This is a genomic window from Exiguobacterium sp. FD-YE-25-4, from assembly GCF_057004685.1.
Genome location: NZ_CM168041.1, coordinates 410,977 through 435,276, shown reverse-complemented (window position 1 = coordinate 435,276; position 24,300 = coordinate 410,977). Strand labels below are relative to the sequence as shown.

24 protein-coding genes are annotated in these 24,300 nt (G+C 45.7%); 10 read left to right on the top strand and 14 right to left on the bottom strand.

What is annotated here, in order from left to right; genetic code table 11:
- Window positions 1-7 precede the first annotated feature (7 nt).
- Genes AC13H5_RS02275 through AC13H5_RS02265 form a run of 3 tightly spaced genes read right to left on the bottom strand, consistent with a single transcriptional unit; the run spans window position 8 to window position 1,442 of the window.
- Window positions 8-469, bottom strand: a complete 462-nt coding sequence (locus AC13H5_RS02275; RefSeq protein WP_483546228.1) for a hypothetical protein — start codon at window positions 467-469, stop codon at window positions 8-10.
- An 11-nt stretch (window positions 470-480) separates the two neighbouring features.
- The gene (locus tag AC13H5_RS02270) at window positions 481-936 is read right to left on the bottom strand and encodes a hypothetical protein (RefSeq protein WP_483546227.1); all 456 of its coding nucleotides are present in this window, start codon (window positions 934-936) and stop codon (window positions 481-483) included.
- 41 nt (window positions 937-977) lie between these two features.
- Window positions 978-1,442, bottom strand: a complete 465-nt coding sequence (locus tag AC13H5_RS02265; protein ID WP_483546226.1) for a hypothetical protein — start codon at window positions 1,440-1,442, stop codon at window positions 978-980.
- A gap of 160 nt (window positions 1,443-1,602) precedes the next feature.
- Here AC13H5_RS02265 and AC13H5_RS02260 point away from each other — a divergent pair, with 160 nt between their 5' ends.
- Window positions 1,603-2,808 carry an MFS transporter gene (locus AC13H5_RS02260; protein WP_483546225.1) on the top strand — a complete coding sequence of 402 codons (1,206 nt, stop codon included), beginning with the start codon at window positions 1,603-1,605 and terminating at the stop codon, window positions 2,806-2,808.
- Between the two features lie 14 nt (window positions 2,809-2,822).
- On the top strand, window positions 2,823-3,254 hold the full coding sequence (locus AC13H5_RS02255; RefSeq protein WP_483546224.1) for a MarR family winged helix-turn-helix transcriptional regulator: 432 nt from the start codon (window positions 2,823-2,825) through the stop codon (window positions 3,252-3,254).
- 42 nt (window positions 3,255-3,296) lie between these two features.
- On the opposite strand, the gene AC13H5_RS02250 is transcribed toward AC13H5_RS02255, so the two are convergent.
- Window positions 3,297-4,337 carry a flavin monoamine oxidase family protein gene (locus tag AC13H5_RS02250; protein WP_483546223.1) on the bottom strand — a complete coding sequence of 347 codons (1,041 nt, stop codon included), beginning with the start codon at window positions 4,335-4,337 and terminating at the stop codon, window positions 3,297-3,299.
- Window positions 4,338-5,179: 842 nt separating this feature from the next.
- Here AC13H5_RS02250 and AC13H5_RS02245 point away from each other — a divergent pair.
- The 3 genes from AC13H5_RS02245 to AC13H5_RS02235 all read left to right on the top strand — a co-directional run bounded on the left by AC13H5_RS02245 (window position 5,180) and on the right by AC13H5_RS02235 (window position 6,546).
- Window positions 5,180-5,482, top strand: coding sequence for a hypothetical protein (locus tag AC13H5_RS02245; RefSeq protein ID WP_483546222.1), 303 nt, complete (start codon window positions 5,180-5,182; stop codon window positions 5,480-5,482).
- Between the two features lie 442 nt (window positions 5,483-5,924).
- Entirely contained in the window at window positions 5,925-6,152 is a 228-nt protein-coding gene (locus tag AC13H5_RS02240) for a hypothetical protein (protein WP_214754632.1), read from the top strand.
- A gap of 121 nt (window positions 6,153-6,273) precedes the next feature.
- Window positions 6,274-6,546: a hypothetical protein gene (locus tag AC13H5_RS02235; protein WP_483546221.1), complete on the top strand. Its 273-nt coding sequence runs from the start codon at window positions 6,274-6,276 to the stop codon at window positions 6,544-6,546.
- A gap of 26 nt (window positions 6,547-6,572) precedes the next feature.
- Here AC13H5_RS02235 and AC13H5_RS02230 read toward each other — a convergent pair whose 3' ends face one another.
- The gene (locus AC13H5_RS02230; protein WP_214824417.1) at window positions 6,573-7,043 is read right to left on the bottom strand and encodes a hypothetical protein; all 471 of its coding nucleotides are present in this window, start codon (window positions 7,041-7,043) and stop codon (window positions 6,573-6,575) included.
- 72 nt (window positions 7,044-7,115) lie between these two features.
- Between AC13H5_RS02230 and AC13H5_RS02225 the strand changes: the two genes are divergently transcribed.
- Window positions 7,116-7,544, top strand: coding sequence for a DUF4279 domain-containing protein (locus AC13H5_RS02225; RefSeq protein ID WP_214824414.1), 429 nt, complete (start codon window positions 7,116-7,118; stop codon window positions 7,542-7,544).
- Between the two features lie 288 nt (window positions 7,545-7,832).
- Here the strand turns inward: AC13H5_RS02225 and AC13H5_RS02220 are convergent, their stop codons facing one another.
- The 4 genes from AC13H5_RS02220 to AC13H5_RS02205 form a co-directional block, all read right to left on the bottom strand.
- A complete protein-coding gene (locus tag AC13H5_RS02220) occupies window positions 7,833-9,026 on the bottom strand; it encodes an MFS transporter (protein ID WP_214824407.1) in 1,194 nt (397 codons plus the stop codon).
- A 347-nt stretch (window positions 9,027-9,373) separates the two neighbouring features.
- A complete protein-coding gene (locus tag AC13H5_RS02215) occupies window positions 9,374-9,802 on the bottom strand; it encodes a hypothetical protein (RefSeq protein WP_214824404.1) in 429 nt (142 codons plus the stop codon).
- Entirely contained in the window at window positions 9,799-10,107 is a 309-nt protein-coding gene (locus AC13H5_RS02210; RefSeq protein WP_214754722.1) for a nucleotide pyrophosphohydrolase, read from the bottom strand. The genes AC13H5_RS02215 and AC13H5_RS02210 overlap by 4 nt, the downstream gene beginning before the upstream one ends.
- Window positions 10,108-10,120: 13 nt before the next feature.
- Complete coding sequence (locus AC13H5_RS02205; protein WP_255177132.1) at window positions 10,121-10,501, bottom strand: hypothetical protein; 381 nt, start codon at window positions 10,499-10,501, stop codon at window positions 10,121-10,123.
- A 135-nt stretch (window positions 10,502-10,636) separates the two neighbouring features.
- On the opposite strand from AC13H5_RS02205, the gene AC13H5_RS02200 reads away from it, so the two are divergent.
- The 3 genes from AC13H5_RS02200 to AC13H5_RS02190 all read left to right on the top strand — a co-directional run bounded on the left by AC13H5_RS02200 (window position 10,637) and on the right by AC13H5_RS02190 (window position 13,306).
- A complete protein-coding gene (locus AC13H5_RS02200) occupies window positions 10,637-11,623 on the top strand; it encodes a LytTR family transcriptional regulator DNA-binding domain-containing protein (RefSeq protein WP_483546220.1) in 987 nt (328 codons plus the stop codon).
- A gap of 130 nt (window positions 11,624-11,753) precedes the next feature.
- On the top strand, window positions 11,754-12,602 hold the full coding sequence (locus AC13H5_RS02195) for an ABC transporter ATP-binding protein (RefSeq protein WP_483546219.1): 849 nt from the start codon (window positions 11,754-11,756) through the stop codon (window positions 12,600-12,602).
- The gene (locus AC13H5_RS02190) at window positions 12,599-13,306 is read left to right on the top strand and encodes an ABC transporter permease (RefSeq protein ID WP_483546218.1); all 708 of its coding nucleotides are present in this window, start codon (window positions 12,599-12,601) and stop codon (window positions 13,304-13,306) included. Before AC13H5_RS02195 ends, AC13H5_RS02190 begins: the two co-directional genes overlap by 4 nt.
- Window positions 13,307-13,503: 197 nt before the next feature.
- Here the strand turns inward: AC13H5_RS02190 and AC13H5_RS02185 are convergent, their stop codons facing one another.
- The 3 genes from AC13H5_RS02185 to AC13H5_RS02175 all read right to left on the bottom strand — a co-directional run bounded on the left by AC13H5_RS02185 (window position 13,504) and on the right by AC13H5_RS02175 (window position 16,699).
- Complete coding sequence (locus AC13H5_RS02185; RefSeq protein WP_233005383.1) at window positions 13,504-13,728, bottom strand: TIGR04104 family putative zinc finger protein; 225 nt, start codon at window positions 13,726-13,728, stop codon at window positions 13,504-13,506.
- Between the two features lie 189 nt (window positions 13,729-13,917).
- Window positions 13,918-14,340, bottom strand: a complete 423-nt coding sequence (locus AC13H5_RS02180) for a hypothetical protein (protein ID WP_233005384.1) — start codon at window positions 14,338-14,340, stop codon at window positions 13,918-13,920.
- A gap of 199 nt (window positions 14,341-14,539) precedes the next feature.
- Complete coding sequence (locus AC13H5_RS02175; protein ID WP_483546217.1) at window positions 14,540-16,699, bottom strand: ATP-binding domain-containing protein; 2,160 nt, start codon at window positions 16,697-16,699, stop codon at window positions 14,540-14,542.
- A gap of 255 nt (window positions 16,700-16,954) precedes the next feature.
- Between AC13H5_RS02175 and AC13H5_RS02170 the strand changes: the two genes are divergently transcribed.
- Window positions 16,955-21,127, top strand: coding sequence for an AAA domain-containing protein (locus tag AC13H5_RS02170; RefSeq protein ID WP_483546216.1), 4,173 nt, complete (start codon window positions 16,955-16,957; stop codon window positions 21,125-21,127).
- Window positions 21,128-21,194: 67 nt separating this feature from the next.
- Here the strand turns inward: AC13H5_RS02170 and AC13H5_RS02165 are convergent, their stop codons facing one another.
- Entirely contained in the window at window positions 21,195-21,893 is a 699-nt protein-coding gene (locus AC13H5_RS02165; protein WP_483546215.1) for a CBS domain-containing protein, read from the bottom strand.
- A gap of 29 nt (window positions 21,894-21,922) precedes the next feature.
- Window positions 21,923-24,253: a hypothetical protein gene (locus AC13H5_RS02160; protein ID WP_483546214.1), complete on the bottom strand. Its 2,331-nt coding sequence runs from the start codon at window positions 24,251-24,253 to the stop codon at window positions 21,923-21,925.
- Between the last annotated feature and the right edge of the window lie 47 nt (window positions 24,254-24,300).

Below are 24,300 nucleotides of genomic sequence, written 5' to 3'. Positions count from 1 at the left end.
TACCTCCTCAGTCTCTGACGTTGTCGAGTCGAATCTCACGCAGCATCGGATGCTCCGGGTCGATGTCACTCAATCGTTCGTCTTGTTTTCGAATCAAGCGGTAGCCACCGTATAGTACACCAACTGCCACAGCTAATATCCAGGCGAACATCCAACCAAGGTTAAGCGTCAGCGCAAACGATAAAATGAATACGACGAACAGCGCAAAGACAAATCCATTCCGACGGGCGATGATGATTTTGGCATCCTCTCGCTCAGTCAACTCGGTCTCGACTCGGTTCGCCTTGAAGAAGATTCCTCCCAGCAGCAAGAGACAGACGAGTACGCCGGCCACGTACCAACCGTTCCATGAATCCGACTGAATCAATCCAACGAGACAAAACACCATCGGAAACGTGAGCAGACTTTGAAATACGGCCGTCTTTACATTGGTTTTATAAATCAAATTGATGCGTTGTTGTTTGGTCATCGAATCCCCCCTTAAAAGCTTTCTCGTTTGACGTCGCGACGCCTCGGTTGCTCCGGGTCAATCCGTTTTACTTTCTCATCGAGCAGGCGTTCGACGAGCAAGAAGCCAAGAGCCGTCAGAGAGAAGACTAAAAATGGAACCCAGCTGACGGATTCTAGCTTCATGAGCAATGGGAACACGAAACAGAGAAAAACAATCATCATATAGTCGAACGCATATTGGATGTGAATGACCTGCTTCGCTCGGACACGGTCCGTAAAATCGCTCATGAATCGACTTTCCCGCATAATCATCACTCCGTATGCTAATAACGATGCCACTAGCAAACTTCCGTATACGATCGATTGTGTCTCAGTCTGTAAAAAGAAGAAAACGAGTACGGCAATCGGAATCGCAAAACCGAGCCTGATGAGAAGCGATTTTCGATGCCCTTTACTCATCTGGGTCAAGCGTTCATGTTTGTTCATAAGCTGCTCCTTTATTTGTAGTTAATCTCATTTTTTCAAACTCACCATGTGAATCTTGTTCGCTGAATTTCACGACGAGTCGGTTGTTCTGTGTCCACCCACGACAACTGTTGATCGAGTTTATGTTGCGTATAAAGAATTAAAACACTGCTACCGACAAATAGAATAAAGGGGATCAAGCTTGTCACGATGTGGAGTCGCATCATCAGCGGAAAAACTACGGCCATCATGACGACAAACAAGTAGTCAAGCCTATATTGAATGCTGACAATTCGTTTTGCTTGTTCAGACTCTGTCAGACCTTTGACAAAGTCACCCTCTCTTATAAACAACCTACCTGCAGCTCCTGTGAAGGCCAAGATTGATCCACCGGCTAAATAGGGATTACCATCTGTTTGTAAAAAATAATAGATAAGAACCCCAGTAGGCAAAGCAAACATCAAACGTAACAACATCCACTGTACATTCATTCGTTTCACGCTATGTAATCGTTCTTGTTTACTCATCTCATTCACCTCTTAACTAACTATACGGTTTTCAACGAAAAAAGTTCCGTTTTTTTACAATTGTTTTGTAGTAGCCTACTCGCTTGACGAACCAGTCACTTCGCTTTATAGTTTAGTTAACTTAACTATATTAAAAGGCAGAAAGACTGAGGTTTTCTTTATGAATTTGCTACGAAATACACGCTTCGTGTTCACGTGGTTATCCGGCATGACGCTCACGCTCGGCTTCTCGATTTTCTTCTTGAGCGTATCGTGGCTCACGATCGATGTGCTGAAGCAACCCGCCCTCCTCGGGATTATCATGACCGCCGTCTCGTTACCTCGTGTCGTAATGATGATATTCGGCGGCGTATTCGCCGACCGGTTCCAAAAGAGTCGGCTCTTGTTTTTGACGAACCTCGGGCAAGGTCTTCTCATGGTCGCGGTCGTGGCGCTCCATCTCGCGGACGCGTATTCGGTGTTCGCCTTGATTATGATCTCCATCGTGTTCGGACTACTTGACGGCATGTCCTATCCGGCGTTGTCTTCTTTGATTCCGTCGCTCGTCAAACAAGAAGAGTTGCAGCGTGCCAATTCGCTCTTCCAAGGGACACTCGAGCTCATGTTCGTGTTCGGCCCGTTCCTCGCCGGAGCGTTACTCACATGGGGCGGCTTCGGGCTCAGCTTTGGGACGGCAGCTGTCTTGATTTTCATCGCCACTATCTTGATCATGCCACGCTTGATTCGTGACTCCATCCCCCTCGCCCGTGCCATGTCGCTCAGTCATGTCATCGTCGATTTGAAAGAGGGCATCCGTTACGTCTCGAGCACGCCGATTTTGCGGAGCGGGACGTTATCGATTGCTATCGTCAACTTGTTCGTCATGGGACCACTCATCATGAGCATCCCGATTCTCGTCGGTGAACGGGGCGGGAATGCGTTTGACTTGAGTCTGATTGAAGGTGGACTTGCTGTCGGGACGTTCGCCGCGAGTTTTCTCGTCCTGTTGTTCCGCTCGGTCCATCGGGGACGTTTCGTCTTCCGCGTCCTGTTTTTGACGATTGGGGCCTTCTTCCTCTATACGCAGGCGCAATCCATCACGCTCCTTGCCTTGGCTGCGGCCGCGAGCGGGTTTATGTTGATGCTCGTCTATTTGCCGACGGTCACACTCATGCAAGAACATAGCGACCATGACAAGATCGGACGGGTCATGAGCATCATGGCGCTCGCCGCATCCGGGTTAGAGCCGATCGCGTTCGCTGTCCTGTCGATTCTGGTTGCCTTGGCCGTCCCGATTCAAACGCTCCTCATCTCGTTTGGTATAATCGGATTAGTATGCAGTATCGTGTTATACGTGCGGAGCCAGACGTTCCGTGACACGCGATGAAAGGAGAACGACGATTGAATGATACACGCAAACAGCAAGTCATCGAGATGTACCGTCAAATCGACGAGCTCGACTTGTTGTTCACTAAATATTTTACCGAGTTGAATGAATTCGAACTTAGTTACCAGCAAGAACAGATGTTACTCCTCTTTAAACGACAAGACACCTGGACGACGACCGAGATTGCCACAAAGATGAATATCTCGAAAAGTGCGGTCAGCCAAGTGCTCAAAGTGCTCGAACAACGTCAGTTCGTCCAAAAAGAGAAGAACCCGGATAACTTGCGCGAGAGCTTCATCCGTCTCGGCCCAATCGGTGTGGAGTACTCGAAACAAATCGATGCCATCGAGGAACGGCTCGCTGAAGAGATGTTCTCCGTGCTCGAAGACGACGAGATGACGATGATCAATCGTTCGCTCGCGCTGATGATTAAAAAGTTCAAATGAAAAATGCGTATCGTCCCGACTCGGGAGGATACGCATTTTTGGTTAGAGTTGCTCGACGACACGTTCCGCTGCCCGGAGCGCGCCTTCGATATGACCGCCGAACAAGGAGTCCGTCTCCGTCCCGGCGAGTGAGAGAATTCCTTCCCAAGCTGGATCGAGCGCGATCGGCTGATAGACAGGGAATTCGGTCAACGGCTCCCCGTCTTGGACTGTGGCCGTATGCCGGTCGCTCGACCAATCGACGTATAAGACGTCACGCGGTTGGCGCGCCTCTTCTCCGAACAGTCGCACGAGTTGATCGATGACGCGACGATTCAGCTCGTCCCGGTCGAGTACCGAGCGTTCGGCAGCAGACAACCGGAAGAAGCCGAATAACGCGGCCAATCCGCCCGGCTGCGAAGCGTCATGAATCTCCTGCAACACCCCGGCCCAGCTCATGCCTTGACCGGATAGCCCCTTCTCTCGCCAAAACGGACGATCGTAGACGGCGAGTACTTTCGCCTGTCCAGCCATCCATGTCGGCGTGTTTGCCAGTTTGGTTTGCACGGTTTCCGATAGTTCCGGGTGAAACGAGATGCGTGAGACGAGCCTCGGCGGGATGGCTAGGATGACGTGTTCGAACGTTGTTGTCCGTCCGGCTTCGAGCTCGATCACCATCTCGTTATCTCTCTGTTGAATCGAGGTGACGGTCGAATTAAGTTGAATCGTCCCGGCAGGCAAAGTCGCAGCGAGTGCCGTCGTCAGTGTCGTCATTCCACCCAAGAGTCGCATCGATGGGACGGTATGACCGGGCGGGAGCGTATGGCGTTCGATGACACCAAACTGCCGCTCGAGCATCAAGTCCCCGGCTGTATATTGAGAGAATGTCGGGAGATTGAGCCGTTCGATCAGTTGCGTAATCGTCGTCTCCGTCTCTGGCCAATACCAGGTCGGGCCGAGGTCGAAGCCGTCATGGCTTAACACTCGTCCCCCGATGCGATCGCGCGCCTCGAACACGGTGACGTCATAGCCTTTCTCGATGAAGAGCGACGCGGCATATAACCCGCTCACACCCGCTCCAATAATCGCAATTGATGGATTCATGAAAATGCTCCTTCTTTGTATGTGGTGTTCCTATTATACTCAATAAGACGAATATACATAATTTGGGCGCACCGCTCAGGAAAGGATGTTACGATGTGAATCGATTCTTTTATTATTTCTATTTCCCGTTCATTTTGTTCATGCGCATATTGTATCGGTTCATCAAAACTGAGTTCATAATGACAGTTGCATTATTTGTCGTGGTGAGCCCATTAATGGTTTTAATATTAGGCGATTTTATTCAATTACCGCTCTATTTGAAGACCTTTGTTTCGGTCTATTTCTCAATGGCCATGTATACACCATTTCATTATTTTGATTCAGATGTCAAACGGCGACGTACCAAGCCTGGATACATCCCGCTCGATGAACGGTAATGTCTAATAACGGATTTACCAATATGCCTCATTCAAGTCGTTACTCTATCCATTCCTTTTAGGCATCCGCCTATTTTTTAGATTCCGAAGAGGTAAAATTTTCATTTTTATACTTGCCCATCTATTTATGTCTTCATTGACCTAATTACATTTATAGTGTAATATTACACCATAAAAGTTGAGTTGTTTGAATGCACCAGGAAGAACTGCTTAATATTGTGTCGTAAAGAATAAGGTTAATTCGATTAGAGAAAAAGTTTTCACAAGAAGAAACGTCTAAGATTTTGGGCATTTCAAAAAAACATTGATTCAAATTGAAATTGAAAAAAGAAGAGCTGTAGCCAGTTGGAACGTTGTTGTCACATGTGTAGCCTTTTTTGAACAACGCAAAATCCTATTAGAACCCTCTAGAAAACGAGCTGAATCTAGATTACATACAAATGGGAGCTCAGAAAGGAACTGTTAATGAAAATCATTAAAACATTTAGTTTTTGGTTTGTCCTTCTCTCTCTATTTGTCTCCTACCTAAACTTTACTAATCAAGATGATAAAGGCCTCTTGTTCTTTTTTTTCGGATTAGATCCAATTCTATATCATATGGCTTACAGTGAAACATTTCGGAGTTTTATAATTGATGAATCGACTCTTGAAATTTTGTGGGGGGGATATATCATCCGGATTGCAGTCGGATTATTATATGGTCTGACTCTAGATTTTTTAGTGAATCAAGTAAAAAATAAGCTGAAAAAAAATAAAACAGCAAATTAAATTAAAGAATTTTTACCTTGTAATAAAAAAGATGCTCCGTCACCAACACCACTATATTATGTGTGGCGTACAATGATAACGCGCACAGTGTAAAATAGGAGTGGTACTTACGCAATGTTGGTGAACGACGATGAGCGACCGTCTGAAGATGGTCGCTCGTTTTCTTACAATATCAATGAGTGGATCTTGTATTGGAATTACGATATAGGAACCGAAGCCTAATCAAATCAAAATTAACCCTTCCGTACATGAGCCATTTCAACATCTTCAGGAGATTAACGTTCCCTACACATAGCCGTTGTTTTCTTCGAACCGGCAAGCAGCTATGATCGTCTCGATATTTAGTTTGAGGCGCGCTAAAAAATATGTCATCCCATTGTGTGTTTAAATATTCGCGATGAAATATATTGGTTTAAGATTACCAATGCAAGGAGGAAAAAGCATGAATGTTTTAATGACGTTACTATTTAGTTTATTGGCAATACTTGTCCCACTCGCGTTACTCATCGCGGTCATCGTGATGATTGTTCGATTTATCGGTCGCTACGAGAAGCGGGCGGACGCGCGACTCGAGTTGGATCGTCAAACCGCGGCTCATCAGCAGCAACAGTTTGACGTCTTAGTGGAGCGCCTCGAGCGAATCGAAGAAAAAATAGAGACACGCCCTTAATGTCGACATCACTCACGATGTGGACGAACAACAGCTCAGTTATGAGTTGATCATCCATAACCCGCTCACCAATGCTTACAGTTTCGATATCATTGATGATTAAGTCGAAAGGAGTGGTTGAATGGATTGGAACACGATCATGTTGACTGCCTCATTGATTTTGAACGCCTTCTTGATCAATATCATTGCGCAACAAGCAAAGGGTATGAGTGCATTGAAACGAAAACAACTCCATACCGAACCAATCGTGCAAGATGCTGAATTCCATGCGTCGATTAAAGAAAAAATCGATACGATTGGCGTGATTCCGACCGTTAAATTCTTGCGTGAGAAATATGACCTGTCGCTGCTTGAAGCGAAACAATTGGTCGATCGGGTAAACGAAAAGGAGTAGCGCGCGCTACTCCTTTTTGACTGCCTTTATTTTAAAAAGAAACCGACTTTACCGCGTTCATAGGCTTTATGCGTCACGTGTTCCGGGTCGATGGTGGCAAGCTTTTGATCAATCTTAGAAGAGGCAATCCACGCAAATAGATTGAACGCCACAACGAGAATCAAAATATTCGCTTGTTCCGGACGTAACAGCAACGTCACAATCAATATACAAAAGATCGCAATCACGGCCATCCCACTCCAATATTCATACCAGACGAGACGCCGATAGTCGGGAGCCTCGTTGAACGTGAGCAGCGTTTTCGTCCGCGCCCACACTTTGACGAACGAGACGACCGGAATGAACAAGACGAACCATACCAGTTCAGCGAGTCGACGCTCGCCTGTGAACCAAAAAATAGCGCCGAGTAAGATGATGAACACTCCAAGAAGAAGTGCTTGCCGGGTGGAACGTTTCCCTGCCTCATATAAATGATCAAACCGTTCGCGTTGGGTCATATTCATATTCCTTTCTTACGATTGCATCGTTTATATTCAAGTAGACTGTCATACAAAGAAAAGAGGGTGTTCATGAATTCTACACAAACCGAAGTCCTGGTCTATTTCCAACTGCTTGCCGATGATTTCTCAATCGAAGATGTGACGCGTCGGCTAGGAATCATTCCTACAGAAACCTTCAAACGAGGTGAAAAAGGCTATTCTTCCCATCCTCGCGAACATACATCGTGGTCACTCGGTACGGGCTATCAGCCTTCATTTGATGTGAACGATCAGCTGCAACATATCATTGCTCAACTTCGTGGAAAAGAACCAATTTTAGATGACATTTACAGTGCGTATGACGACATCAAAGCGCGATTCATCATCGTAATCGTAATGGAAGGCGGTCAAACACCGTCGCTTGTGTTTGATTTGGAGACGATTCAATTCGCCCATCGGATCTGTGCCGAGTTTGACATCGATTTATATGCGAACCCATATCAGGATGAGGGTTATTAGACTTCACCGGACTAACATTCATTCGTCTAAGGACACTTCCTGTTCTTGTCTCGCTAACAGAATCTGAAACCCGCACAGCAACAGCGGGAAAATCATACGGAAATCCCGTGAAGGATGGCGAGCCCCTACCACATTTTGGTTCGTGCATTCACTCTCTTGATCTCCTTTTGATATGGATTATTTATGATGCTCCACAATTTTTCGCATGTTTTTCGCCTTCACTGTTCGACATGTTGATTTAACAAAGCACCGTACAGTCTTTTTCGGAAAGGCTGTACGGCGTCTGCGTCACACAGCTTGATCGTGCATCGCAATAGAAGATTTCAAAAAAGAATTTCTCAAAAAATAGCGGCTCATACCTAATAAGGTAACTGCCCCGACGAGATACAGTAATCCGTGTCCAACCCAGTCCGCGAGCGCTCCACCGAGTAAATAACCGAACGGAGCCAATATTCCTTGAAGGGCATAGACAACGGTCAATACGCGTCCTAAATAATCAGGTTCGATTTGACGCTGAAGAAGCGTTTGAAATTGAATCCCCATCATCCCAATCGCCACCCAAGCCATACTAAAACAAATCAACGTCACGCCAAAATTACGATTCAACCAAAATGCCGAGATGCACCAAGCGACTCCACCGAATCCGGTTGCCAAGACGAATGTCCATCGTAACGAACGAACGCCAAATCGAATCGATAAGCCGCTTCCCAATAACGTACCAATCGAAATGGCTGCAAGCCATAAGCCGTATTCCTGTTCCGTCTTCGCCAAAATCGGGAGGACGCCAAGTGAGATCGAAATCATGAAGTTAAGGCACGTGAAGACAAGAATCAACGTGCGAAACGAACCGAGTTTCCATACGTAACGAAACCCAAATTGTAAATCAGCAAAATACATAAAATCGCTTGGTGTATGGGCCTTCGTTTCGTTTATTCGTAACAAAAAGCCAATCGCCCCAAATAAAAACAGATAGAGAATGGCGTTACTCGTATAGACGAGACCGACACCAATAAGCGCAAGCAAAATCCCGGCAATCGCATTGCACAAGATATCGAGACTATGATAGGTGAACGTGAAGAGTGCGTTGACTTTTTGCAGGTCCGCCTCCCGAACGAGAGTCGGAACGAGTGCATACTCCGTTGGATAACTCAATTCGCTCGCCAACGTCGCGACGAACAAGCCGACAATGACGACCCCTACCGACAGTTCATCTATTACATATAAACCCGCGAGGATTGTGAAGACAATCGCCTGCACCGCCATTGCCAAAAGCAATAATTTCTTTTTGGCGTAACGATCGATCAACGGTCCATACAGCACTTGAAACGCAACCGGCACCATTGCTACAAACGTCGTGACGCCAATCCAAAAAGACGAGTCCGTCATGTCTTTGACGTACCACACCGATGCTAAAAAATAAAAACTATCCGCGAAATTCGCAATCACACGTACAGCTAACAAAACTACTATATTCCGATTCATATCATCCGCTCCTCATATGATTTGTCTAGTAAGTTCGAGACAAATCATAAGGCGGTCCGCGAATATAAGGTTATATGTCGTTCAGATAATGATACATGACGAGCTCCTTTCGAATTTATTTTATCTAGATGCTAGGCTTCAGCCGTTTTTTTATTGAATCGTCTCTTGTTTCATATGTCTCCAATGAACGAAAGCATTCGCAAACCAAATAATCGTCAATAACGGAAACATGACGAGCATCCATGTTGAACTCTCGATTTGAAAAAGCGGCATCATAAGCAAAAGGACGATATTCAATAGACCTACACTGAGATACATGAGAAAAAGGCGTCGATGTTTCGCTCTCATTATGAGTTCTCTCCCTTCTCTTCATAACCACTAATCCAAAACTCAATCTTCAAGTTTGCAAGTTTCATCAAGAAGTCTGGGTCAAACCCCAACTTTAAATCACCATAATAAATGACACCTAAGTCGATATAAATATGGTCGGCTCCACAAGAACGAAGGGTATCGATATGTTTTGTAAGGGTGTCCACCATCCAAAAGAGTCCGATATACGGATTTTCCATTTGTTGAAATTCAAGTGGTGGTTCAAATGACGCATGACCGTGCGTAGCAATCAGCTTTCCTATGCGCTCCATCTCCCCGACTTCGGTCTGGGTATAAAACCGAATACCTGTTTTCTCCGATGCGACGCGAGGTGAGAAATTCTTTCCGATTAAATGGCAAGGAATCATAAATTGATCTGGAGGATACCTTTCGAGCGTTTCACTCATGATTGTGGACTCGGATACTTCACCGCATTTTTCTCGAGCTTCTCTTCAATCGCCTGCGACACATCAATCCCTGCCGCATGAGCAAACGTCAGCGCGTAGATGAGGACATCCGCGAGCTCTTCTTTCATCTCGACGTGTTTCGTCTCGAGCGCTTCTTCGCTCGACACCCATTGGAACAACTCCAACAGTTCGCTCGCCTCGAGCGATAACGATAACGCTAAGTCTTTCGGGTTATGGTGGAACGCCCAATCGCGCTCGTCACGGAATTCAATCACTTTGTCCATCAGTCGTTGTACTTCGTTCATGTTTGATACAGCCTCATTTCATCGTTGTTAAAATTTCTTTCCCCACTGAAAAAATACCTCGATCGATATGTTCTTGAATCAATCGCTTTGACACCCTCATCGACAATTCGTCTACTCCTAATCTTTCCTTTAGTCCTTCGTGGAAAGACATAAAATCGGGAATCGTTTTTTCGAATTGATATTCTTTTTGCAGTCGCGTCAAATAAAAAGAAACGTCGAAACGTTTTTCGACTGGTAACTCTTGTGTGAGAAAGATGTATTCCAATTCGCTTTCGATGTTATGATGTAACGCCTCATCCTGATTAATCATTTTACGTAACAACGTTTGGAGCATCTCTACTTCTACTTGAAGCTCAAACACTTGTGTTTGGAGTCGCTCGTATTCTTCGACCATATGATTGATTCACCACCTTATCATAAAACTGCACCCTTCAATTTTACCAAAAGATGTAACTTACATGAGTAATAATTTCCCTCTTAAGACCTTCTTTGTAAAATGTTATACTCCAACTAAAAAGGGAGGGATTCGGTGCTTACGTTCGACAACGTCTCTGTTCGCCAACAAGACACGCTCATCCTTGAAAATATCTCCTTCACCATCAATGCAGGTGAAATCGCGGCCATCCACTGCGGCGTCACTTCCCGGGAAATATTGTTCGCGCTATTGACCGACAAGCATGCGACCTACTCCGGGACCATCGATACAGCGAATCGTACGCTCACGGTATTCTCCATCCGTGATGGGTTATATGACCGGTTGACGGTTGAGGAATATTTGCGTTTCACGCACACGCTCTACGAATCGACGGAATCGCTGGATGCCATCTTGCAAACCGTTCAACTCACCCCATATCGGAACAAACGATTAAACCGGCTCAGCTTGTCTCTCGTTCGGCGCGTCCAATACGCGGCCCTGCTCTTACATAACCGGGATATCTATGTGCTTGAAGAACCGGATCAAAACGTCGACCAAGAGACGCGGCACTTGTTCGCGACCGTCTTAATGCAACTGAAACAGCAACAAAAAGCCATCCTGCTTCTGACGAGCAACATGGAGAGCGCCCTGTTCGTCACGTCGACCGTCTATCGGATTGACCACCGACACTTGCGCCTGCTCGACGTGGAACCGGATGAACCGGATGCGAACGAAGATATCACGCCTGACGTCATGCACGTCCGCTTCGAGAAAATTCCGACGAAAGTGAACGAGAAAATCGTCTTGCTTGACCCGCCGGAAATCGACTACATCGAAAGTCAGGACGGACAATCCGTATTGCACAGTCAGTCCGAACAGTTCCCGAGCGTCTTCACGATGAACGAACTCGAGACACGTTTGACACCGTACGGGTTCTTCCGCTGTCACCGGTCATATATCGTCAACCTTCAACGAGTGCGGGAAGTCATCACCTATACGAAGAACAGTTTCAGCCTCGTACTCGATGATTCGGCGAAGACGACCATCCCGCTCTCGAAGACGAAAATGGCTGAATTGAAGACGATGATCGGGCTGAAATAGGATCCATTCACCGTTATATTTGCTCCACTCGCTCCTCGAAAAGCGCCATTTGTCGCCATTCTAATGCGCCCATCGCTTCCCCTCGATATGATGTAAGCAAGCAAGACGACATCGACGAGGAGGAACGAGAATGGACTCAATCATTCAAGTGCACGGATTAAAAAAGCTATTCGGCAATGAAGAGGCGTTACGCGACGTGACGTTTTCTGTCGGCAAGGGAGAAGTGTTCGGCTTTCTTGGACCGAGTGGATCTGGGAAGACGACGACCATCAAAATCTTAACTTCCCAACTCGCTCAAACATCAGGTGACGCAACCGTGTTCGGCGTGCCGGTCTCGGAGTTGAAACAAGAACAGTATCGGAAGCGGATTGGCGTGTTGACCGATAACAGCGGACTGTACACGCGTCTCTCGATTGAAGAGAACTTGCAGCTCTATTGCGACCTGTACGACGAGCCACGCACACGTATCGATGACGTGCTCCAGATGGTGAACTTGGCCGGGGAACGCAAAAAACGCATCTCCGCTTTATCGCGCGGGATGCTGCAACGGGTGACACTGGCCCGAGCATTGTTACATGAACCGGAACTGTTATTTTTAGATGAGCCGACGTCCGCACTCGACCCGGTCAACTCACGCCACATCTATAAAGGCATCGAACGCTTGAAGGCAAAAGGGACGACCATCTTCTTGACGACGCACGATATGAACGAGGCCGAGGAACTGTGCGACCGCGTCGCTTTCTTACATCAAGGGGAAATTCAACTCCTCGACGCCCCGAAACGATTACGCCGGAAATATGCGAATGGCTCCATGCGCGTCGAACTGCATGACGGGGAGATGGTTGAATTGAATCAAGGAAAAGACGGGGCCGACTGGCTACACGAACACATGCGCGACCAAAACATCGCGGCCATCCATTCGAATGAGCCGACGCTCGGAGATATCTTTATCGAAGTGACGGGGAGGAAATTATCATGACATTTTCAATAAAACGGGCACTCGCCATTTTTCAGAAAGACTACAAAGACTTGTCGCGGAACTTATTCGTCTCCTCGACGTTAATCATGCCGTTGTTCTTCGCCGTCTTCTATTCACAGCTCGGCGGAGGAGGCATCGACGTGACGTACTTCGTCATCAATATCACGTTCAGCCTCGTCGCGACGTTCGTCCAGTGCGCCTTGATTGCCGAAGAGAAAGAAAAGAACACGCTCCGTGGGTTGATGCTGTCGCCGGCGAGCACGCTCGACATCCTGCTCGGAAAGAGTGCGCTCACCTTCGTGACGACGCTCATCCTCATCGCGGCGTGTGCCTTTATCATGGGATACAGCCCTGCGAACCTGCTCGTCATCTCACTCGCATTGATTGTCTCGACGTTCTTTTACATCGGGATTGGGACGATTCTCGGATTGATGACGAAGACGGTCATGGAAGCCTCGCTCATCGTCATGCCGGCGTTTTTCTTCTTCTCGTTCTCACCGATGTTGTTGGTGTACGAGGACCGTTTCTCTATCATCGGTTTACTCGAATATTTGCCGAACATCGTCTTGATCGACCTCGCGCATCAAATCGAGGCGGGTGCTGGACTCGGCTCTACATGGGTGGAGCTTGCGATTCTGTCTGCCTGGGCGCTCATTGTGTTCGTTGGAAGTATTGTGATGTATAACCGGAAACAGACAGACTAAAAAGCGACGATGTTACTCGTCGCTTTTTTTGAAACGTTCTTTTAAATCCATTCCATAAAGAATTACGTATAAAATACACGACGGCAGCACAGTAAACAATGGCACCTTTCTATGAAACCCTAACCCTTCATCGTGAATGCTATAATCGAGGGCCCAATACGCTAAACTGATGGATAAGCATAGTCCTAGGAATTTCATCATCTGCTTGTATTCTCATCGTGATCACTTAATTTAATCCAAAGTAGGATAAACGGAACGAATACGAGGCTTAAGTATCCCAAGGTCAATAAACTTTGAGTTTCAACAGAAATGTATTGTTTTTGACCACAGTTCGGACAGTCTTTTCCGTCCGGAGAAAAACCGAGTGCCAAAACTTCTTTGATTCTCCACTTATAGTGACAATTCGTGCAACGTGGCGCCATTATCCCCCTCCCCTTTCCCACTTTCTTTTACGTATCAATACTACTTAAGTTTCGTTTTAACAAACGAACAGTTTGAACGCTAGTGTATCGGTAATGGAGAACAGATCAGATGAACTAGAAAGGAGCGACGAATTGAATCGTCGCTCCTGCTATTTTAAAAACTTCGTACAACTATCCTATTTGCTACATTCAGCCCTTCTTCGTCAGCAAATTAATCAGCGTTTTTCTCGCTTCTGGATTTTTTGCTAATGCCAATGCGGCACCACTGACTCCGGCCACAATCGATGCACCCATCCATCTCTTGAACTCCGAATCTTTTTGAAATGACTTATCCACCATTCGCTCAATCCGATCATTGAGTTTGTCTCTAGTTTCATCCGTTAGGTTGTCGTCTTTGAGTTGTTCGGAAAAGACATCAATCGCTTTATCGATTGTACTGTACACTTTGTCTTGCGATTTCGAGCCGACTCCTCCCATATTGCTAACCGCATTTATGATGTCTGGAGTATGCTTTAAAAGTGTTTCATATTGTTTAAAAGGGATGTCATTTAACGCATGTTCATTTTCCATAAGCTGTTTTGCGGATTGACTGATTTCTCCTTTTTCACTCATCACTCTACCTCCTAGTATTGTATTAACCTAATTATATGATACGCATCGGTGCCAAACTGTATTTTATATTCTATTAAGGACAATCTTGCAAAAATATAATGACCGGTAATCTATTCTCATCTAACCTGAACTCACCAATGCGATTACCATGCGTACGACCAGTGTTTTACTAAGAAAGAGCAACAAGCTTCGATATAACTTACACTTCCAACAGCTGATCAGCTAATAAAAGTGAGTATTCATTTGTAGTATGGAGAACAACTTCATGCAACGCTCGCGTTAAAGAAACATACAACCGTCGGGCTTCCTGAGGCGTATCAAAATAGTTCATTTCATCCACGTCCATCATCAATACTGCATCAAATTCCATTCCACGCAAGTAATCGATTGTCGAGATGATAATCTCGTCACTCACTTTTGTAGTTTCCGATTGAATGAGTTGCGTCGGCAACTGTAATTTTGAATGTAAGAAAGACGCGCGCTCCATCGTTGGTGTGATGATACAAATCGAATATTCTTCTTTTCTCCATCGAGATAGTAACTCTTTTAATTCACGACTCTTTTTCGATCTTAGCAGTTCAACCGGTTTCCCGTTCCTTTCAAATGGATCAATCCAACTCGTGTCATGACCCGCATCAGCTAATAAAGCTTTAGCTAAATCAACAATCGGTTTCGCGGTACGGAACGTTTTCGTTAAGTACTCGATCGTCCAATTCGATTGTCCGTGCATTTTAATAGGTTTCCAAGAGGTCATTTCGAGCGAACGATAGCTTTGAAGCGTATCACCAAATACCGTCATCCCGTGACATAACTTCTCGAGTACGAAAATGTCGAGTGGTCGAAGCGTCTGTCCCTCATCGACAAAAAGATGACTCCATTTGTCGGGATATCCAGTTGTTTCATAGTGCAGATACGTCAAAAAGAAACGATCAAGTTGTGTTGGTCGCTTTAATTTATGCCACATCTCAAGTAAATCATTTGAATATACATTCTTTAGGTACATCAATCTCTCAGGATTTTTTAAGATTGTCCAAATGGATGCTACCTCTAATTTCGTTGTTCTCTTCCAAAAGTTAAGAAATAGTTTTCGTTCACGCTTTTCACGTTCAAAACGCTTCTCCATACTTTCACGTAATAAATCATTTAACGCTTTTTCCTTATCAGAATGTAAATCAGCAGACCAAAATGACATACTCTTCATAAACTCTTTTTTATATCTTTCTTTATCAATTATTGAGAGACGCTCTGACTCACTCCTAATTATCTGTATGATTTGTTCTGATTGATAAGGTCCTGGTTTCTCATGTCCAAACCATATACCCAACACTCTTTGGTGCAGTGATTCTAAAGAAGGTATGGGTTCATAACGTTTAAGTAGAACCGCCACATCCTCATACCACTCTTCCAACGCGGCTTCCGCCCATGAGAATAATACATCCGATTCGTATAAAGGTAATAGTTCAGGAACACTAAGTGATGAGAATCCCATTTTACTACTTGATTTTGTCCAATGATCGAATGTCATTGTGGAAATCGATTTCAATTGTAGATGATCTGCATCCTTTAATAGTTGATAAATAGTCGCTTCGTTCGGAGCTAAATAAAGCATCTTCCGACGTTCGTCTTGATACTGCAAATAAGACATACGATGCAGCGCCGTCAACGACTTCCCGGTCCCGGCCGCCCCTTGGACAATCATGTATGTATTCACGGGTGCCTGGATGATGTGGTTCTGTTCGGCTTGCCGCGTCGCGATGAATCCGTCAATGGAACGGTCTTTTTGTTTCTTCGTCAACTCTTGCTTCATAAAACTCTCTTGAGGGACGTCAGGCACCGTCGACGGCTTTTTGAATGTCGATTTGATTTGTTCGGTAAACCGTTTCGTCAATGAGCTCGGTTGTCGTTTTGGTGCACGACGATGGTTTGCCTGAACGACACGTCGTAGTCTTCGATCAAGCTCGAGCTGTGTCATCCCGACGATATCACCACCTGGCGTCTCAATCGTTTCCCCGTTAAACATGGACGCACGCATCGCCATCTCACTTCGCCAGTCTAGGACGAGCGGAATCTCAGGTGAACGAGGGTGTGCCACTCCGAACTTTCCGACCGGATAAATCTCTTCTTCACCTTCTTCCTCAATCACGAATGTGAATGAATACAACTCTTTCAGCGCGTCTTTGTACCGTTGTCGTTCCTGTGCACTTTCTGATTGACGTGAATGCCCCCGCATGTCAATCATTTCATAGTCGCTTGACTCAAGACCCGGTTTGTCTCCTGCTGTCTTCCCATTTAGATGAGACTCGATTACCATACAAAAGGTATCAAGTCGATGCTGTTCACTTTCTAAAACCGCCTTCATGCCTTACACCCCTACATCATTTGATATCCTCATTTTACCAAATCGTATAGTCTGTAGATTGCGCCATTTTAACGAACGAGGTAAATTCTTGAATCAAAATTAGAAACAACTACCACCTAGTATAATTTTTATCTCCCTTTCTTTTGAAACGGGCGTTATAATGTTAGTTGATTCCTAAATAGGCGGGAAACATTCCCTATGTTTGGAATGAGACGACTGTCACATCATCGTTTTTGAAGAAAGAAGGATTTAACCATGAACGCAACAACCCAACAAAAAACAGCTGATTTATTTAAGTTTTTAGCGGCTGTCAAACGGATGGATATTCGTACTGAAACCAATACAAAAAGCTATGAACTCCTTTTATCTCCCGAGGCGTCAACGTATCCGAACGTTCGCGTCACTCAAGAAGAGGAGCTCTCCATCGAAGTTCATTTTCTCGCACCATTCGCAGAGAAGCGACCGAGTCTACCGCGAGAGTTGTACGCCTACGTTCTCCAAGAAGGCGAAACGTATAAACGGACAGAATTGTTTCCTGAAAAACTCGACTCGACGTTCAATGACTTTTTAACTTCGATTGAAACGTGGGAACAAGAGAAAAAAGCGCATGAAACTGCTCGCAAATTATACGACACGATGTATCGGACGATGCAACTTCTCTCGACCGAGAGCGATACATATGAACTTGTCTATTCATTCGGGATGTTGCACTGGCCGAATGACAAAGTTGAACGGCCGTTGTTCACACGAGCGGCCGTACTTGAGTTCGATCAAGAGAAGAGTCTGTTCCGCATTGAAGCGTCAGCCATACCGACGAAGCTCGAACTTGATATGCTCGACCGTGACCATGTTTGGATGTCATCTGAACTATCCCGATACGAAGTCGATTTTAAAGAAGAGCTCACCTTCGACTTCAAACCATGGGTCGAGACAGAATTAAAAGAGCAGTCCGAGCGTGTATTGAAGCTGTTGAATGACGACCACGCCTATGGCGAAATCGCAACCGTCTATGCAATGCCCGGCATGCGCTTATACGTTCGCAAGAAGTCTGCCCATGCGTGGGTCGAAGAACATGAGAACTTGGCCACGTTGATCGAAAACGGTCTATCACCTTCACCTGCCTTGCAACAGTTTTTGACGTCGAACGACGAAGAAATCCACGCGCTTGACGCGCTCGATCGTGACACGTGGAAGCCGGTCGGTGAAGAGATTCTTTTCCCGCTTCCGTATAATGAAGAACAAAAACGCATTTTAAGTCAATTGAGTAACCATGCCGGTGTCGTCGTACAAGGACCCCCTGGCACCGGGAAGAGTCACACGATTTCGAACTTGATTTCGCACTTGCTTGCACACGGAAAGCGCGTCCTCGTCACCAGTGAAAAGGAACATGCGTTGAACGTCTTGCGTGATAAACTTCCGGCCCAAATTCGCCAGCTCGCGGTATCCGTCCTTGGATCAGATTCAAAGACGACAAAGCAGACGGAAAGTTCACTCCAAGAGATTGCCTCGTACTTGAATCGCACGACCGCTTCGGAATTAGAGAAGACAGGAACACAAAAGCAACAAAAGTTGTATGAGACACGTGAAGAGATTGCCCGTCTGCGTCGGAAAATGATTGAGCAAGCCGCTAGCGAGCATACAGTGATTCCATATCTCGATGAGACGCGTTCACCGACCGATTGGGCGAAATGGACGAGCGAACAAAAAGTCACGATGCAGCTTCCGCTCCCCATATTGACAGACACTTGTCCGCTGACGGCTGATGAATTGGCGGACTTCTATCAACTCATGGCAGAACGGGAAATGCTCAACCAAGGACCGAATGTGACGACCTATCCAGCGACGACAACGCTTCCGTCCCTTGAAACGTTCTTAGCCGAAAGCGGTCGTTACGAACAACTCGCCGCTCTCGAACAGACGCAGGCCGCTGCGTCATGGTTACAGGAAAAATCGACGTCACTTCGTCAACAGACACGAGACCATATTCAGACGTTGCTCGAGTCATTTGATCGTCAACCCGAGTGGCTACGTGAACGGTACAGCTACTGGGCCACCCATCGAAGCGATGAAGTGCAATGTGAAGAAGACTGTCAGACGTTTGAACGCGACGTCAAAGCACTCGAGTCGTTGGAGCGTAAACTCGCCGTCCACGACATCGAATTGCCATCTACTTTACCGAATGATGTATGGACGCTCGCTGACGAACTCGGTCCGGTTTTAGACGAAGGAAAGACCGACGGCTTTTTCTTCAAACTGACGAAACGTAAAAAATATGCCGTCTTACTCGATGAAACCAAAATTGACGGGAAGGCTCCGCAATCGAGTGCCGACCTTCAACTGTTGAAACAATTTAATGAATTGAAGTCATCGTTGACGACATTATCACGTCGTTTCAAATATGCGTGTGAGCACTTTGAACTCGAGCTGGAGACACCTGAATTTTCGTCTTATCGGACGGCGCTTCATGCGCTCCGTGAATGGAAAGCTGTCTTTGTGACGTACAACGAGTCATTGGCTCCGGCTTTCCGTCTGTACGATGAACGGTTCCGCTATGAGAAAGCTTGGTTGACGCAAGCGAAACAAGAGCTAGATGCCTCGCTGGCGCTCGATGAGATGAAGGGGCTACAGACAATCCAGACGTCTTATCTATCACTCATCCATGACACGCACATCCATCCAGCGGCGTTACGTCTCAAACAAGCGATGCAAACTTGGGATGCCGCACGTTACACGCAGTCCATTGAAGAGTTGGCATTACTTGAGCAACAAAACGTGAAGGCGACACGCCTAAAAGAACTGACAGAGCGCATCAAACAAGTCGCTCCGGGTTGGTTGAACGCGTTCTATGATGGTACTGCTCCGACACTTCAACTTCAGACGTTCGAACTCGATTGGAAAGTAGCACGTGTCTTGACGCTGCTCGAAGCACTGAGCGACGACGATTATCGGGAGAAGATGAAACGATTGGAGAAAGAGGAAGGAAAAGCGACAGCGGACTTGTGTGCGACATACGCGTGGAAAGAGCAGCTGACGCGGATGACACCGTCGAAACAAGAACGCTTGAACAGTTGGGCGAAGTTGATTCGCCAAATCGGGAAAGGCACCGGGAAACATGCGGCTCGTCATAAGCGGGAAGCCGCCCGTCAAATGGCTGCAGCCCAAGACGCGATCCCAGTCTGGATTATGCCGGTGAACCGCGTGCTCGAATCGTTCAAAGAAATCGACGAGCTGTTCGACGTCATCATCTTCGACGAGAGCTCACAAAGCACGATGGATGCCATCTCGCTCTTGTCGCGTGCTCGAAAAGCCATCATCGTCGGGGATGACCGCCAAATCAGTCCAACGACGTTCCAAGATCAAAATGCGATCCAAGAGAAGAAAAAGACATACTTCGGAAACGACACGACGATGACGTTATTCGATGGCTCATCGAGTCTATACGACCTCGCCTCCGTCAAGTTCAGTGCGACGGTCGGGCTCCGTGAACACTTCCGTTGCGTACCGGAGATTATCGGTTTCAGCAACGCCCATGTGTACGAAGGTCGGATCGTCCCACTCCGACTCCCGCAACGTGCCGAACGGTTGACGCCGGCGGTGCAGAGCGTCTTTGTCGAGGATGGGAACGTCTCTGAAACGACGAAAGACAAGTTCAACGTCCCGGAAGCGAAAGCGCTCGTCGCTCACTTGAAGCAGTTGATTGACGACCCACGCTACGCGAAGCGGACGTTCGGGGTCATCTCGCTCCTCGGGAAAGCCCAGACCGATCAAATCGAGCGGATGGCGACCGACTTGATCGGAATCGACAAGCTGATTGAGCACAACGTCCGCTTCGGTGACGCCTATACGTTCCAAGGTGATGAGCGTGACGTCATGTTGCTGTCACTCGTCGTCGCACCGAACCGCCGTTTTGCCGCACTCACGAAAGAGACCGACAGCCAGCGCTTCAACGTCGCGGCGAGTCGGGCTCGGGATCAGATGATTTTGTTCCATTCTGTGACGCTGCAAGACATCGGCAACCAAAACTGTATGCGCTATAAACTCGTCAATTACTGCCAGAATCCGCTCGGTGATCAAGAATCGTTCGAAGCGGTCCAGCACTTATTCGACTCTCCATTTGAAGAAGAAGTGTATAAGCGTTTGACGAACCGCGGTTACCTCGTCCGTCCGCAAGTTCAAGTGAACGGCTATCGCATCGATCTCGTCGTCGAAGGCGAATCGAACCGCCTTGCTGTCGAATGTGATGGTGAGCGTTGGCACGGTCCTGACGTATACGAGCAAGATATGTTCCGGCAAAAAGTACTCGAACGGGCCGGTTGGACATTCTGGCGCGTCCGTGGTCGCCATTTCTACCGCGATGCGGAGCAAGCGATGGAGCCGTTATGGATGTTGCTTGATGAGATGGGGATTGAGCCGATTTTAGTTAATTAAATTTAATTGCCCCTAAGCAGAAATAGAGAAGGAAGCTGATGTAACAGTCAGCTTCCTTCTCTATTTCTCAATCAAATTTCGCTAAATCCCAATGTGTCACAATCCCTAATAACGCTTGATTGGACTTCCCTGATTCTGTAATCAATAATGCTTTTAACTTTTTGCCTTGATTTGCAGCCTGTAAAAAGTAGTCTTTTGCTTCATAGATAGTATTTCTTCTCGAAACAAAGCGATACGTCCCAGCAAGTTCATCGACGGAAAGAAGATCGCTCACTCTACTCTCTTCGAATGAAATGAGATCATCCTTCACTTTTGACGCCAACCAATTCGTGATACCGCTTTCAGTCACAAGCGAAATAAATTCTCCGTCTGAATTAAAAACAGGAAATTGGGAGTATTGGAATTGATGAACAAACTGGAGCATTTTACTCATCGAATCCGTTTCATTCAATGAATAGACGTCACAGAAGAAGTTATTCATTCGCTTTGGAGAACGTAACTTCTCTTCAATTTCAATAATCTCACTCACAATTTTCTCGTGTGGTTCCGCAATCGGCTCACCGTTCAATCCGCTCCCATGTTGAATGGCGTTGCGCAAGCGGCCAAAACTTTTGAGCCGCTCCGCTTTTTGTCGAATTAAGGGATTTTGTTTAGCCGCCTGATCCACAAGATAGGAGAAGGAGATGTGCTCTTCCTGTTTTAGCTGCTGACGTAACATTGTCTCAATGCGATGAAACCGATCTAAAAAAGTAATAGAGTTTTTCATGAGATACCTCCATGTTTGAAAACCTTATCTCAACGCACCACAAACTCTTCTTGCTTAACAGTTTTCCATGCCTCTCCGTCATACAATTTGAACAACTCGCTAGCCAATTGATAATTCCGCTCAAATGCTACGTTACCTAGATTAAAGAATGGTTTTTTAGACTCGCTCCAATTCCACAAGACACGCTTATCTTCTCGAATTGGCATTTGTCGATCTTCTAATAATGCAGTGAGCGCTTTACGTTCTATCGGTTCAGAGTATCCAAGCATCGCATAGAGGAAATATGCATACTCCGTCTCATCAAAATTCAAAACAACGACATGGGCCTTATGTTCATTAATAAACCGCATCATTATCCGATACTGTTCAAATAACAACGGTGCTAAATGCTTACTTTCTGGATGGCTACCACTTAAGATTGATTTCGTTAATCGGGAACACTTCAATCGATGAGGTAACCGTAAAGCTGGGAAAGTAGGAATTGCTAGTACATTCGTTTTAACACCAGCTAGTCGAAAGAAACGTTCGATTTTTTGATCAAAAGCATGTCTTGTAGTCGAACTACTTTTTCCTCGTTCATATATGAGAGACGTCCATGTCAAAAACTGTTCTTCGTCTAAATTCTGATTAATTGATTTAGGGTTAAGGAGCATTCCACCTTCTCGGTACTCGAGTTCCTGAGTTCGGTTAAGTGGGGATTGGCCACCCCATACAATGACACGAACGTCTTCGACTTCTTGTGGGATGAAATGTGGAGCTGGTACGTTACTGCCTTCATATATGAATGGTATTAAGTCTCCCCAAATCTGAATCAATTCTTCGTTCATATTCAGCAAACTATTGGATTCTTGACGTGTATTCCAAAGACCCGGCTCAAAGCGCCATGTGTGAAGCGTATCTTGAATAAAGTAGGGATGTTTGTACAGAATCGCCTCGACCGTCTTCGGTGAATATGGATAATGCTGTTGAACCTCTTCAATTAACTTATCCACAGGAACGGGAGATTTCTGTTTCAATAAATAGTTTACTAAGAGTGAACGTGCGCTCGGATGTTCAATGGATGGATCGAGTTCATGTATTCGGTTAAGCCGCTCAGCTTCTCGCATATCCTCTGGTAGATACGGAGCCACTCTGACAGTCGCTTTGCCCTCCTGAAGATTCTCGAATATCATCTTTTGACCCGGTTTAATTCGATGTTCGAAGAGGAAATCGCTAAAGCTGTGACTTCCTGCTTGACCTTTTGCGTTCATGGTAAGGATAAAAGGACTCGACTGATGTAATACCTCTAGCTGTCCAGCGGCAAAATACTTTGTCAACTCACCAGACACCTGAAACGTAGAATTTCTTCGTTCGAGTGTAGATAAACGAACCGTCAAACGGTTATTGGCTGTACGTTCACGTTTAGTAGGTTCAGTAACTTCTATCTTCTGCTTCAGTCGTGGCGATGGGATTGGAGAAATAATTGTTTTCCCTCGCGTTTTGTTTGAAGCAAGATTTAATTCTTCAGGTTTGGAATCATCATAAATAATCGTATTCTGAGAAATAACAATATTTCGTTCCAACTTTAAAACTTGTCTCAATCCTTCGTAATAAGCAGAGAATATATTTTCATATGGCTGTTTCCGAAAATACTTTTGAATAATTTCTCGAATTTTAATCGGTGTTTCGCGATTCCGTTTCAAGTGCTCAATAATGGCACCTTTCTGTTCTTCAATTTCTTCTAGAATATCTGGTGACACAGTGATGTTGTAATCCATTGGTGGATTATCATAATCATTTAAACTAATCCGTTGATAGGACGTCTTGAAACGGGAATCTACTTTAGGGAAGAACAAGACGTTAGAATCTTGGATGTCATAGTATGATTTCACTTGCGCAACCACATCATGCCTGACGATGTTTTCGAGTTTATTCTTGTACATATAGCGATGGACCAAATCATTTAGCAATTGCCATTCGCTAAGAATGACATACTGTGCGTCTTTATGCCCGTGCTTTCCGTTTAAAACAATAAATCGAGGATCTTTATACAAACTTGCTATTTTATTTTTCAAATCTTTACTCATTAAAATAGGCTCTCGGTTTTGACGTAGTTCACGCTCAAGCGAGTCAAATTGTGACGAAGGATCATTTTTCCGTCTCACGTAATCGCCTTCGCTAATGACCGACGGTACATTTGCTTCTAACGCTGTAGTTAAATTCCGAACAGCATCTTCTCTCTTACATCCTCGTCCTGAATCCCAAATCATCATCAAATACTCAATTAATTTCTCTCGCGTCAATACATCGGTGTGAAGTGAGTTAAATGCCAACTGAATATAACTAATATTTGAAGAGACTACCCCTGAAGATTCCATCATTTCCCCTCGCCCCTTATATTCAAATGTTTTACAATTAAATTATATAA

Excerpts from the sequence above, each read along its gene's own strand:
- AC13H5_RS02185 (WP_233005383.1), bottom strand. The coding sequence starts at position 13,728 with ATGGCGCCACGTTGCACGAATTGTCACTATAAGTGGAGAATCAAAGAA.
- AC13H5_RS02245 (WP_483546222.1), top strand. The coding sequence starts at position 5,180 with ATGAAAATCATTAAAACATTTAGTTTTTGGTTTGTCCTTCTCTCTCTA.
- AC13H5_RS02215 (WP_214824404.1), bottom strand. The coding sequence starts at position 9,802 with ATGAGTGAAACGCTCGAAAGGTATCCTCCAGATCAATTTATGATTCCT.
- AC13H5_RS02170 (WP_483546216.1), top strand. The coding sequence starts at position 16,955 with ATGAACGCAACAACCCAACAAAAAACAGCTGATTTATTTAAGTTTTTA.
- AC13H5_RS02220 (WP_214824407.1), bottom strand. The coding sequence starts at position 9,026 with ATGAATCGGAATATAGTAGTTTTGTTAGCTGTACGTGTGATTGCGAAT.
- AC13H5_RS02275 (WP_483546228.1), bottom strand. The coding sequence starts at position 469 with ATGACCAAACAACAACGCATCAATTTGATTTATAAAACCAATGTAAAG.
- AC13H5_RS02235 (WP_483546221.1), top strand. The coding sequence starts at position 6,274 with ATGGATTGGAACACGATCATGTTGACTGCCTCATTGATTTTGAACGCC.
- AC13H5_RS02270 (WP_483546227.1), bottom strand. The coding sequence starts at position 936 with ATGAACAAACATGAACGCTTGACCCAGATGAGTAAAGGGCATCGAAAA.
- AC13H5_RS02260 (WP_483546225.1), top strand. The coding sequence starts at position 1,603 with ATGAATTTGCTACGAAATACACGCTTCGTGTTCACGTGGTTATCCGGC.
- AC13H5_RS02165 (WP_483546215.1), bottom strand. The coding sequence starts at position 21,893 with ATGAAAAACTCTATTACTTTTTTAGATCGGTTTCATCGCATTGAGACA.
- AC13H5_RS02240 (WP_214754632.1), top strand. The coding sequence starts at position 5,925 with ATGAATGTTTTAATGACGTTACTATTTAGTTTATTGGCAATACTTGTC.
- AC13H5_RS02225 (WP_214824414.1), top strand. The coding sequence starts at position 7,116 with ATGAATTCTACACAAACCGAAGTCCTGGTCTATTTCCAACTGCTTGCC.
- AC13H5_RS02190 (WP_483546218.1), top strand. The coding sequence starts at position 12,599 with ATGACATTTTCAATAAAACGGGCACTCGCCATTTTTCAGAAAGACTAC.
- AC13H5_RS02250 (WP_483546223.1), bottom strand. The coding sequence starts at position 4,337 with ATGAATCCATCAATTGCGATTATTGGAGCGGGTGTGAGCGGGTTATAT.
- AC13H5_RS02205 (WP_255177132.1), bottom strand. The coding sequence starts at position 10,501 with ATGGTCGAAGAATACGAGCGACTCCAAACACAAGTGTTTGAGCTTCAA.
- AC13H5_RS02180 (WP_233005384.1), bottom strand. The coding sequence starts at position 14,340 with ATGAGTGAAAAAGGAGAAATCAGTCAATCCGCAAAACAGCTTATGGAA.
- AC13H5_RS02230 (WP_214824417.1), bottom strand. The coding sequence starts at position 7,043 with ATGACCCAACGCGAACGGTTTGATCATTTATATGAGGCAGGGAAACGT.
- AC13H5_RS02175 (WP_483546217.1), bottom strand. The coding sequence starts at position 16,699 with ATGAAGGCGGTTTTAGAAAGTGAACAGCATCGACTTGATACCTTTTGT.
- AC13H5_RS02210 (WP_214754722.1), bottom strand. The coding sequence starts at position 10,107 with ATGAACGAAGTACAACGACTGATGGACAAAGTGATTGAATTCCGTGAC.
- AC13H5_RS02265 (WP_483546226.1), bottom strand. The coding sequence starts at position 1,442 with ATGAGTAAACAAGAACGATTACATAGCGTGAAACGAATGAATGTACAG.
- AC13H5_RS02195 (WP_483546219.1), top strand. The coding sequence starts at position 11,754 with ATGGACTCAATCATTCAAGTGCACGGATTAAAAAAGCTATTCGGCAAT.
- AC13H5_RS02160 (WP_483546214.1), bottom strand. The coding sequence starts at position 24,253 with ATGATGGAATCTTCAGGGGTAGTCTCTTCAAATATTAGTTATATTCAG.